The 11,876-nt window shown below is 35.7% G+C and carries 7 protein-coding genes and 1 tRNA gene; 4 read left to right on the top strand and 4 right to left on the bottom strand.

The features are described 5' to 3' along the window. Positions 1 to 49: 49 nt before the first annotated feature. The gene (locus ACYIAR_RS09845; protein WP_480329293.1) at positions 50 to 2,224 is read left to right on the top strand and encodes a tetratricopeptide repeat protein; all 2,175 of its coding nucleotides are present in this window, start codon (positions 50 to 52) and stop codon (positions 2,222 to 2,224) included. A 168-nt stretch (positions 2,225 to 2,392) separates the two neighbouring features. Beyond that, positions 2,393 to 2,465 (top strand) — tRNA-Lys (locus ACYIAR_RS09840). Positions 2,466 to 2,583: 118 nt separating this feature from the next. Here the strand turns inward: ACYIAR_RS09840 and ACYIAR_RS09835 are convergent. After that, entirely contained in the window at positions 2,584 to 3,774 is a 1,191-nt protein-coding gene (locus ACYIAR_RS09835) for a multidrug effflux MFS transporter (RefSeq protein ID WP_480329291.1), read from the bottom strand. 144 nt (positions 3,775 to 3,918) lie between these two features. Here ACYIAR_RS09835 and ACYIAR_RS09830 point away from each other — a divergent pair, with 144 nt between their 5' ends. Further along, the gene (locus ACYIAR_RS09830; protein WP_480329289.1) at positions 3,919 to 4,755 is read left to right on the top strand and encodes a helix-turn-helix transcriptional regulator; all 837 of its coding nucleotides are present in this window, start codon (positions 3,919 to 3,921) and stop codon (positions 4,753 to 4,755) included. 192 nt (positions 4,756 to 4,947) lie between these two features. On the opposite strand, the gene ACYIAR_RS09825 is transcribed toward ACYIAR_RS09830, so the two are convergent. The 3 genes from ACYIAR_RS09825 to ACYIAR_RS09815 are packed head-to-tail and all read right to left on the bottom strand — an operon-like array spanning position 4,948 to position 10,631. Next, complete coding sequence (locus ACYIAR_RS09825) at positions 4,948 to 6,309, bottom strand: TolC family protein (RefSeq protein WP_480329287.1); 1,362 nt, start codon at positions 6,307 to 6,309, stop codon at positions 4,948 to 4,950. A gap of 7 nt (positions 6,310 to 6,316) precedes the next feature. Then, on the bottom strand, positions 6,317 to 9,508 hold the full coding sequence (locus ACYIAR_RS09820) for an efflux RND transporter permease subunit (RefSeq protein WP_480329285.1): 3,192 nt from the start codon (positions 9,506 to 9,508) through the stop codon (positions 6,317 to 6,319). Positions 9,509 to 9,524: 16 nt separating this feature from the next. Beyond that, positions 9,525 to 10,631, bottom strand: a complete 1,107-nt coding sequence (locus tag ACYIAR_RS09815; RefSeq protein ID WP_480329283.1) for an efflux RND transporter periplasmic adaptor subunit — start codon at positions 10,629 to 10,631, stop codon at positions 9,525 to 9,527. A 192-nt stretch (positions 10,632 to 10,823) separates the two neighbouring features. Between ACYIAR_RS09815 and ACYIAR_RS09810 the strand changes: the two genes are divergently transcribed. Further along, positions 10,824 to 11,726: a helix-turn-helix domain-containing protein gene (locus ACYIAR_RS09810; RefSeq protein ID WP_480329281.1), complete on the top strand. Its 903-nt coding sequence runs from the start codon at positions 10,824 to 10,826 to the stop codon at positions 11,724 to 11,726. The last annotated feature ends 150 nt before the right edge of the window (positions 11,727 to 11,876 follow it).

Genomic DNA, 11,876 nt, shown 5'->3' with positions numbered 1-11,876 from the left:
TCTTACATAAAAGCTGTTAACTTTGTGCTTTAAGACACTAATTTTTTATATGACTACACAAGAAATAAATAAGACATATAACCGCATTATCGGTTTTTTGGACAACAAAGAGCTGAAGAATGCATTTGACCATTTGCAAGGCCTGATTGCCGGAAGTTACAATTATGAGTTCCAGGACAAACTGGATGGTCTGCAAAATACATATAAATATATGTTGCGCTACAAATTGGAGGGATTTGCTGACCCTATGCAACATAAAATATATACCGACCTGCTGAGAGACTGCTATGAACTGACAGATAAGGTACGAATCAAAGCCTTGTCAAAAGAATCATCAAGGTTATTCTTCAACACTTTGCGGACAAACAAATTCAGTCCGGACAAATCTTTCGTTGAAATTCAGTCATATATAAAATCTTCAAATCCGGAAGAGAAAGAAAAATATGTAAATTCTCTGTTCAAAAAAATCTGGACAAACAGCAGCCTGAGCATTGAAGAAGCTGCCGGACTGAAAGATATAATTGAAGACCCGGAAATAGAAAATTGGATAAAATGCCAGATTGCCTCATCTCTGTGGTTGAGTATTCAGGAAGTATTCGACAGTGAAAAAGTAATGATATTATTCAAACTTTACTTGTCCGATGAAATAGAAATCAAGGCTAGAGCTCTTGTTTCGATTTTACTGTCATTATATTTTTACAGAAAAAGAATATGGTTATACAATGATATTCAAGAAAAGGTAATAAATCTCCATAAAGAAAAAGGACAAGCCTTTTTGGATGAAGCTCAAATAATAATCCTGAAATTCATTCTTTCAAGAGAGACTGAAAAAATTTGCCATAAACTTCAGAACGAGATTATCCCGGAAATGATGAAACTGAATCCGAAGATAAGCGAAAAGATAAATCTGAAAGATATAACTCCGGAACAATTGGGAGATGAAATGAATCCGGAATGGCAGGAAAAGATTTTTGCTGACAAAGAGCTCAGCAAAATGATGACAGAATTCAGCGACTTGCAGCTTGAAGGTGCGGACGTTATGCACTCTACGTTTGTGCATCTGAAGAATTATCCTTTCTTCAGAGAAATATCAAACTGGTTTGTTCCTTTCAGAAAAGATAACCCATATTTTGGGAAACAGGAAAAGAACTCTGCACAGAATTCAATGGTGGAAGCACTGGTAAGAGTTTCGCCATATATGTGCAATTCAGACAAATATTCACTGTATCTGAGTATGCTTGAGATTCCTGAGCAATTCAGACAATCGATGAGCGCGCAAATTGACAGCCAGGCTGTGGAAATGCTAGAACAGAAAAATAATGAAATAAAGACATCGAAAGACAGTTTCAAGCTTGTGGTCGGACAATATATCCAGGATTTATACAGGTTTTATAAATTGCATCCGGCTCATCTTGATTTTGATGATATATTCACTTATCCACTGGATTTCCATAATCTTCCAATAATCGACAAATTTTTCTTTGAAGGTGGCGACCCAACTCCTATCGCAGAATATTATCTGCAAAAGAATTATTTCAGCGAGGCATTAAAGATATACAACAGGCTTGTTGAAAAAGATGCATCTAATGATACTCTTTTCCAGAAAATCGGATATTGCAAGCAAATGCTGGAAGATTTGGACGGAGCACTTGAAGCATATCTCCAGGCAGATTTGCTGAATATGAACAGCAAATGGGTTATCAGAAGAATTGCAAACTGTTATCGTTTGAAGAAAGAACCTCAGAAAGCTCTGGAATATTATCACAGATATGAGGAAAAAGATCCGGATAATCTCTCTGTGCAAATCAGTATCGGACATTGCCATCTTGAGCTTAAAAATTACAGCGAAGCTCTGAAATATTATTATAAGGTAGATTATCTTGACACAAAAAGCCATAAGGCATGGCGACCTATTGCCTGGTGTTCATTCCTTACCGGTAAATATGATATGGCAAGAAATTATTATAAGAAAATATTGGAAGAAACAACTCCGAATATTCACGATTATCTTAATGCCGGACATACGGAATTGATTCTTCAGAATATGAAAGGTGCTCTTCTATTTTATAAGAAAGCCATATCATTGGCGGATTATAAGTTCGATAAATTCAAAGAAGAGTTCGAACAAGATATTCCGGAATTGGAAAAAGCTGGGTTCGAAAAGGAGGAAATTCCTGTTTTTATGGACTTATTGAAGTATTATTCTAATGAAGAAATAATATAATTCAAAAAAATATCATACATTTTTAATGCTGCATATCAATATATTAGCTCAAAAGCAATTAATAAATGCAGCATTAAATTTATTTTTTTATTTCAAAAGTATTGCACAGAACAAAATAAACACCTATCTTTGCACCCGTAATCATGAGATAATTGCATTACATAGGATGATTCGCTAGCTCAGCAGGTAGAGCACAACACTTTTAATGTTGGGGTCCTGGGTTCGAGCCCCAGGCGGATCACTAAAAAGACCGCTGATAATGAAAATTATCAGCGATCTTTTTTTATTGATACTGCAAAACCTGAGGTTTGTGTGACATTCTATATCTACAAAGTTTTGAATTTTTGATTACTACAAAATCATTTACGGTAATATTGAGCCAATGAGAAAGCACGTCGAAGCGCTATGCGGGTACAAACAAATGCACATACAGAGCCTGTAAAAAACAATATTCCGGTAGATACCATAATATTCCCCAATCCTACAAGTGGAGATACCACACCCCCAAAAGCAAATCCTAATGCCCCCAATAAGGCCGATGCCATACCTGCATTTGACCGTTCACAATCCATTGCCAGTGTATTAGAAGCAGTAAAGGTTAGCCCTAACATGAAAAGTAATGCAAGAAGTAACACTTCATATATCCAGAAACTACAACCAACACACAATGCTACACATAGAAAAGAAGAAGCAATTACCATTCCGATACTTCCTCTATATAATGCATGTTCCGGATGGGCAAATTTGACGGCAGAAGTTGCAGAAATGACAATGGCTAGGGCATTGGCTCCAAAACAAATACTGAACATTAAAGGCGAAAATCCATAATGTTGTTGCATAATAAAAGGAGAGGAGGCAATATTAGCAAACAACACTCCCTGAGCAAAACCGAACTGAAGGATATAACACATATACCTACGGTTGTGAATGACAGTAAGAAAGCTATTGTATACATCCAGCCAACGCGCATTCTGCCGACGTTCAACCGGTAAAGACTCTGCAAAATGCAAACTTCCTACCAGTAATAACACGCCTAACCCAAACAATACCCAGAAAATGCCGTGCCAACCTACACTTTCAGCCATTCCTCCTCCAGCAACAGGTGCTGCCACCGGAGCTACACCATTGATAGCTCCAATAATAGCCAACATCTTTGCCAATTCCCTTCCAGAATATTTATCTGCTGCAATGGAACGTGAAATCACAATCCCTCCTGCTCCAGCTATTCCCTGCACCAATCTCCATCCCACAAACTGCATGATTGTACGAGAATAAAGACATCCCAGTGTAGCCAAAAGAAACAGACACATAGCCACAATCAAAGGGAAACGACGACCATACTTGTCACTCAACGGTCCAAAAAACAGTTGGCCAACAGCCAATCCTATCATACTAGCCGTCAATCCTAACTGCACTTGCGAGGAAGTAGTATGGAAATATCCGGTCATAGCAGGCAGCGTAGGCAAATACATATCAGTCACAAACGGACCAAATGCTGTTAATATACCCAAAAATACGAGAATAAATAATTGAGAATTACTTCTTGTCATAATATCCTTTTTAAACGTTGCAAAATTAGATATTATGACGAAGTACTTTCCTTTCTTTTACAGTACAAAACTTTTCATAATCGGAACTAAACAATCTATTTCTTAATAAAAAACCGTATTTTTGTTTCATAAAATCATTTTCACATGGATATTTCCTTATTATCATCTCTTTCCTCCATCCATTATGACGAAGGAAATCTCGCCTTTCTAAAAGCATCCCTACTCAACTTCGACTGTGGCATACAACTGTTATGTACCAGCGGAGAAGGTATTCTATCCACCGGCGCGCAACAATTTCATCTACACAAAATGTCGGAACTAATTTTTTGGGAAGGAAGTATCATGCAACTCATAGAAGCATCTGACGATTTTCATGTCCGCTTTCTACTTTATCCAAAGAAGCTTTTTCTACAGGCAGCCATTTCACTCGATACAACGTATTTCAACTACATGAGAGAATTCCCTCAATACAACCACGAAAAAGAAAGTTGGGAAAACATAAGCCTATGGATGAACATGGGACAGTTACTTTTTACTCAGCCTTCTTCAGTATTCAGAGAACGGCTGGAACTGAATTTCCTACAAAGTATGCTGATGTGGATTTTCAGTTCAATCCCTGATACTTATGTATCTGTTGCCAAATCATACACACGAAAACAACTCTTGTTTCACAAGTTCATGCATCTTATTCACGAACATGCCGCACAAATGCACCAAGTATCATTCTATGCCGAAAAGCTATGTATTTCTCCACGTTACCTAAACGAAATCACGGAAACCTATTCCAATGGTAAGAGTCCTAAAATACTTATCGACGAACAGTTGACAGCCGAACTGAAAGTCTTGCTCAACAATCCGGCTTTATCAATTGCAGAAATTGCCTCCCTCTGTCATTTCCCTGACTCTTCATACCTGAGCCGTTTTTTCAAAAAAAACTCTGGAGTCTCTCCCAAGGAATACCGTATACAAAAACAACCCTGAATTATATGAGATTAGCAAATCACATTATACAATGTATATTTACCATATTTAAAGAGCAAATAAAACAAATTGAAAAAAAATGAACACTTAATTTGCTTTTAAAATAAATCCTTTGAGGAATATTCCGAAGAAAAGATGGATAAACAAATAAACAAATAGAGAGTAGAATATTCCGTCAAAGGATTATTTATATCACAATTCCTGACCTCCACCCAATGCCTGGTAGAGATTAATCATACTTTGTATCTCTTTAAAACAATTGGCAACCTGTGCCAATTCAGCTGACAACAAACTTTGTTTGGCGGTCAAGACTTCCAGATAAGTAGTATTACCATTCTGCATCAATAAGGAAACACTTCTTAAAGCATTCTGTAATGAGGATATTTGAGATTCATAATTCTCTCTTTTTTTCTTGCTTACCTGATATGAAACCAAGGCATCATTTACCTCAACTCCGGCATCAAGCAAACTTTGATTAAAAGCCAACAATGCTTCTTCCTGTTGAGCTTTTGCTATTCTGCGCTGAGCAATTAATGTTCCTCTATTGAACAATGGCTCTGTAAGTGAACCAACAGCTGAAGCCAAGAATTTTCCTGGATTAGAAATTATTTCACCTAAAGAATTTGTCCATCCGGCACTACCGCTTAAAGTAATTGAAGGATAAAAAGCTGCATTAGCCTGATTTGTTACATAAAAAGCCTGCTCCAACGAGCGCTCTGCCATACGTACATCTGGACGATTGGAAAGAATCTGCAGAGGAACTCCGACCGACCATTCAGCTGAAAAATTCTGTTCCGCAAGCTTTCCTCTCTCAAAAGAATGAGGAGTTTCGGCTAAAAGTAAAGCTAGAGTATTTTCCGTCTGGTTTATCTGTTCTTCCAAATCAATCACTGAGTTTTTAACTTCAAAATAAGTTGCCTTCATCTGGGAAACAGCAGATTCATCTGCTAATCCGGCGTCCATCAATGCTTGAGTAGAAGAAACAGTTTCTTCCCAAGATTGAGCAGTTTCTTTGGAAATTCTCAACTGTTCGTCCAACATAAGCAATGTATAATATGTATTAGCAATATTGGAAACAAGTTCAGAATATACCGCTTGTTTATAATCTTCACTTTGAATCAAGGCTGCCTGAGCCTGACGTTTAGCATTTCTCAATTTTCCAAACAAATCTATTTCCCAACTTGCAGTAACAGGCAAAGTGTAGGTTCGAGATGTCTGAGATTCAACATGTGTTATACTACCTTGCGGAGCGAAAGCAAAAGAAGGCAAAAACGACAACTTAGCGGAGAGAAGTGAAGCTTTGGCTTCTTCTACACGTAATTGTGCAGTCCGGACATCAGTATTATTTTTTATTCCTCTTTCTATCAACTCCAGCAAATATTTATCTTTAAAGAAATCGCACCATTTGATATTTCCGATATTGGTTGTATCGGAAATATCAACCTCTTCCCCATAAAGATTATCAGGGACAGAAGTCTGTGGCTGGTAATTTGAATAAATTCCACAACCCGTAAACAATGTACTTATACTGAATAATACTATTGTCTTTTTCATATTATTTTTACTGTTCTGATTTAAAAGTTCTCTTTTCTTCCAATATTTTTTCCTTCTCATATGCGACTTGCATATCTGGTTCTTTCTGTAAAGGACCACGAAGTCTTTCCTGTAAATATTCAAAGACTATAAAGAATACTGGAACAACAAATAATAACGCCAAAGTTCCAATCAACATACCACCAACTACACCAGTAGCCAAAGAACTATTTCCGTTTGCACCCGCACCAGTTGAAAACATCAAAGGCAACATACCGAAAATCATACAAAGAACTGTCATTAAAATCGGGCGGAAACGTGCTTGAGCAGCATAGTAAGCTGCAGAAATTATACCTACCCCTTTTCGTCTTCTTTCCAAAGCATACTCTGTAATCAAAATAGCTGTCTTAGCTAACAAACCTATAAGCATAATCGCACCGGTCTGCAAATAGATATTGTTTTCAAGACCTGCTATTTTGGCGAACAAGAAACTTCCCATAAGTCCGAACGGGACTGACAATATAACTGCCAATGGAATAAGAAAACTTTCATAAAGGCACGACAGAATCAGATAAATCAAAACAATACAAATTGTATAAATAAATATTGTTTGAGCACCCCCACTTGAAGCTTCCTCTCTTGCCATACCACCATATTCATAATCGTATCCCGATGGAAGAGTCTGAGATGCTATTTCTTTAATAGCCTTTTGTACTTCTCCTGAAGAATAACCAGTAGCTGCATTCACATTTACATTAATAGTATTATACAAATTAAAACGCTTGGCAATCTCAGCCCCCAAAACAGTACGCAATGTTACGAACTGACTTATAGGAGCCATTTTATCTCCATTTCTGACAAACATATTATCCAAAGATTGTCTGTCAAGACGTTGATCTGGAGAAGCCTGAAGCATAACACGATAAACCTTTCCAAACTTATTGAAATTTGACACATATGATCCACCACAATAGCTACCCAAAGCACTCAAGACATCATTTGGAGAAATTCCGGCTCTTTTACATTTAGCGGCGTCAATATCTACTGCTATCTGAGGGAAGTTCATTGCATATGAACTATAAGCCATAGCAACTTCCGGTCGTTTATTTAATTCTTGTAAGAACTTCATCACAACATTGTAAAAAGGTTCCATATCTCCACCTGTTTTATCTTCCATATAAAGTTCTACAGAGTTTCCTGTACCATAACCAGGAATCATTGCTGGCTGAAAACAAAATATCTGGGCCTCTTTAATCTCACTGAAACGCTGGTTTAGCCTTGCCATAACAGCATCTACAGTATGTTCCTTTCCCTTTCGATCATCCCAATTACGAAGACGAACAATTACAGAGCCATATGAAGTTCCTTGTCCTGAAATCAGACCAAAACCGGTAATTCTTGAATAGTGCTCAATCTCTGGCGTTTCTCTTAAAACGTCTTGAACCTTATCCATAATTTTATTTGTTTCAGCCAAAGAGTTTCCTGGAGAACTGCTGACATTAATCATCATAGTACCCTGATCTTCTTGTGGAACAAGACCGGTTTTTGTTGTAGCCATCAAATAAACCAACAAAGCCATTGATACGATCAAAGAAGTCCATACCATCCAACGGTGATGAAAGAAAAACATCAATCCTTTCTTATATTTTCCCATCATAGCATTGAATGAGACATTATATGCAGTTTTAATTCTTCCGCTTAAACTACGTGACGACTTTTCACTATCGGTAGCTTTCATCATCATGGCACACAACGCCGGACAAAGAGTCAAGGCATTCAAGCAAGATATACCTACAGAAACAGCCATAGTAACACCAAACTGAGTATAGAAAACCCCAGATGTTCCTCCCATAAATGTTACAGGAATAAACACAGCCATAAACACAAAAGTACATGAAACAACTGCCATAGTCACATCGCTCATTGCATCTTTAGTGGCAAGATATGAGGATTTATATCCGACATCAAATTTCGCCTGAACAGCCTCAACAACAATAATTGCATCATCAACAACAGTACCAATAGCCAAGACCAAAGCAAACAAAGTAAGAATATTAATACTGAAATCGGCAACAATAAGAAATGCGAATGTTCCTACTAAAGATACAATAATTGATACTGAAGGAATAATCGTACTCTTTAAGTCGTGCAAGAAAAAATATACAACCAATATTACAAGAATAATAGCTATAACCAATGTTTCAACGACATTATGTATAGAAGCAAAAAGGAAGTCATTCACACTCATCATTTGAATGAACTTTGTACCAGTAGGTAAATCTTCAGAAATTTCATCCAATAGTTTAGAAATTTCTTCATTTACAGCTGTTGCATTTGCTCCTGCCACCTGATATGTCATGAATGTTACGCCAGGAACACCATCTGCTTCACCATGAAAACTATATGACAGACGTCCAAGCTCAACATCCGCAACATCTTTAAGACGCAAAACAGAACCATCATTCCTTGAACGAATAACAATATTTTCAAACTCCTCTACATTCTTCAAACGACCTTTATATTTCATTGTGTACTGAAAAACACGATCTGAACTTTCAGCTAAAGAACCTGTAGGAGCCTCAATATTCTGTTCTCCCAAAACAGTAGTAATATCAGAAGGAACAAGTCCATATTGAGCCATCCTATCTGGTTTCATCCAAATACGCATACTATAAGTATCACCCATCAGCTGAACATCACCAACACCCTGAATTCGTTTTATTTGTGGTATAACATTTATATCCAAGTAATTTGCTAGGAATGTTTCGTCAAAACGTTTATCCGGACTAATAAGGGTATTTATCTGCAAAAAACTGTTTTGCCTCTTCATCACACTGACACCTATAGCTGTAACTTCAGAAGGTAAAAGTCCTTGTGCCTCAGATACACGGTTCTGAACATTAACCGCAGCCATATCAGGATCCGTACCTTGTTTGAAATATACAAGAATTTCAGCTGTTCCGGAGTTAGTAGCAGTTGAAGTAATATAAATCATGTTTTCCACACCGTTTATACTTTCTTCCAATGGCATGATAACACTATTTAATACAGCTTCGGCATTGGCACCCGTATATGTAGCCTCAACTCTGACTGTTGGAGGAGCAATATCTGGATACTGTTCAACAGGTAACATATAAAGTGATATAAACCCTACAATCAATATCAATATTGATATGGATAAGGCCATTACAGGTCTCTTTATAAATATATTTCCTTTCATATAATAAAGTTCATTATTATTTAACTTGAGTTCCTTCACGTATCATGCCTGCACCATCAGCTATAATTTCGTCTCCCAATTTCAGGCCATTTAATACAATATATTCATGACCGTCATTAACAGGAGCAACTGTTATAAGAGCAGACTGTGCTTTGCCATCAACAACTTTATAAACTATCATTTTATCCTGTAACTGAACTGTTGCCTCTTGAGGAATAACTATACAATTATCATAACTACTAGGAATCAATATATTTCCTGACAGACCACTAAAAAGGAGATTTGATTTATTGGGAAAAACAGCACGAGCTACTACCGTACCAGTTTCTTTATCGATAACTCCACTTACAGACTCTACTTTACCTTTTTCTTCATAAATTGAATTATCATTCAACTGTAGTTGAATCATTGGCATGTCTTGAAGAGCCTTGTTAATTGAACCATACTGACGTGCCAAACTCAATAATTGATTTTCTGTCATTGAGAAATACACATACATCTGAGAATTGTCAGAAACGGTAGTTAAAGGTTCTTGCATACTAGGGCTTACCAATGTTCCTACTCGGAAAGGAAGTTTTCCAACAACTCCATCACTAGGACTTTTTACTTCTGTATATGATAAATCATTTCGAGCGTTTATTTCTCTAGCTTCAGCCTGCGCCAATTGAGCTTTAGCTGTTAGATAAGAATTTCTGGTAGTTTTCAAATTATATTCCGAAACTACCTTTTGTTCAAACAACTTTTTGGTACTCTCATATGTGAGTTCTGCTGTAGCAAGACTTGCTTCAGCAACTTTCACATCAGCAATTGCTGTTTCAAGAGCAGCTTTGTATGGAATTTGATCTATTACAAATAAGACCTCACCTTTCTTAACAACATCTCCTTCTGATACATTCAACTTAACAATATAGCCAGTTATTTGAGGATAAATGTCTATATCTTGCTTTCCTTGAATAGAAGCAGAATAGGATGTTGTTATTTCTTTATCAGATACTGCATTAATTTTTAAAATAGAATAGTTTTGCTTTATTTGCTCATCCTGCTTATTCCGGCAGGATGTAATTCCAATCATACTCGCAATAATTAAAAAGCAAAATTTTAAACGCATAGTTTTAATAATCATATTTATAGGTTTTAAAAATATGCGCAAAAGTAGACTTCATCTGAACAAAAAACACAACGGATTTTCAGACAGATATATTCTATTTTCTCATTTTTCTCTATATTTTGTTAAATACAGAAAATACAATAATGTTATGGTTTTTTACAACATTAATTCTCTAATAAAAATCAGCATATTTGCATAAAAAAATATATGGAAATCACATACATAAGTTTAGATATGCTAAAAGAGTCCTGCTCACATAATAGTTATGCAGATGACTATCTTTTTATTACAAATAATCTGGATAATATATTTTTAGGAAACCAAAGCGTAAAACTTGAAGTATTCATTATGATATATTGTGCAGAAGGTTCTATTAATATTGAATTAAATAACTCTATAAGACATTTGGGTAATAATGATATTTTATCAAGTCTGCCTAATACCATAATAAGAAGAATAAATGAATCTACAGATTCTAAAATCAAAGTTTTTTGTTTCTCTAGCAGATTCATAAGAAAATTATTTCAAACTGACAAAGACACCTGGAAATCAATCAGATTTCTACAACAAAATCCTATAAAACACTTTACTGAAGAAGAAATGACCTTATTTAACCAGTATCTGAATCTGATAGAAATTAAAGTAAATAGCAATATAGATAAATACCAAAAAGAGATTTTGCTATATATAGCTTCAGCTTTCTTCGGAGAATTTATAGCTGACACAAAAAAAACTACAGAAAAGTATTCCTACAGTTTTGAAGACATCATTAAACAACCAGACTTTATCTTCAAACAATTCATGGAAACATTATCAAGGGATAACGGCAGACACCGTACTTTAGATTATTATGCTGATATTTTAGGATATTCATCAAAATATCTATCAAGAATCATAAAAAAAATAAGCGGTAAAAATGCTCTGAAGATTATTAATGAAAATACAATAGAACATATTATTACAGAATTAAAGTTCTCAAACAAAAGCATCAAAGAAATTGCAATCGATTTTGAGTTCTCCAATATATCTTTTTTCTCACAATATGTAAAAAAGCATTTGGGGATGACTCCAATAGAATTCCGCAGTAATAATAGAATAAAACAACAATAGTTAAAACATAAGTGAGTGCAACAATAAAAAGATTACAAAAACTTCCTGCATTATAATATATTCTGTATTTTTATCTTTGTGAATATACTTTTTAAAGGGGATAAATTTATAGGCATATCATTTATTCAAGTTTCGCTGGGCCCAACTTCC

The sequence above is a fragment of the Parabacteroides sp. KHUB-01 genome, assembly GCF_056640935.1.
This window is presented reverse-complemented; position numbering and strand designations above follow the sequence as displayed.

Bases quoted from the DNA above. Each gene is read 5' to 3' on its own strand.
- ACYIAR_RS09845 (WP_480329293.1), top strand. From the start codon at position 50: ATGACTACACAAGAAATAAATAAGACATATAACCGCATTATCGGTTTT.
- ACYIAR_RS09835 (WP_480329291.1), bottom strand. From the start codon at position 3,774: ATGACAAGAAGTAATTCTCAATTATTTATTCTCGTATTTTTGGGTATA.
- ACYIAR_RS09830 (WP_480329289.1), top strand. From the start codon at position 3,919: ATGGATATTTCCTTATTATCATCTCTTTCCTCCATCCATTATGACGAA.
- ACYIAR_RS09825 (WP_480329287.1), bottom strand. From the start codon at position 6,309: ATGAAAAAGACAATAGTATTATTCAGTATAAGTACATTGTTTACGGGT.
- ACYIAR_RS09820 (WP_480329285.1), bottom strand. From the start codon at position 9,508: ATGAAAGGAAATATATTTATAAAGAGACCTGTAATGGCCTTATCCATA.
- ACYIAR_RS09815 (WP_480329283.1), bottom strand. From the start codon at position 10,631: ATGATTATTAAAACTATGCGTTTAAAATTTTGCTTTTTAATTATTGCG.
- ACYIAR_RS09810 (WP_480329281.1), top strand. From the start codon at position 10,824: ATGGAAATCACATACATAAGTTTAGATATGCTAAAAGAGTCCTGCTCA.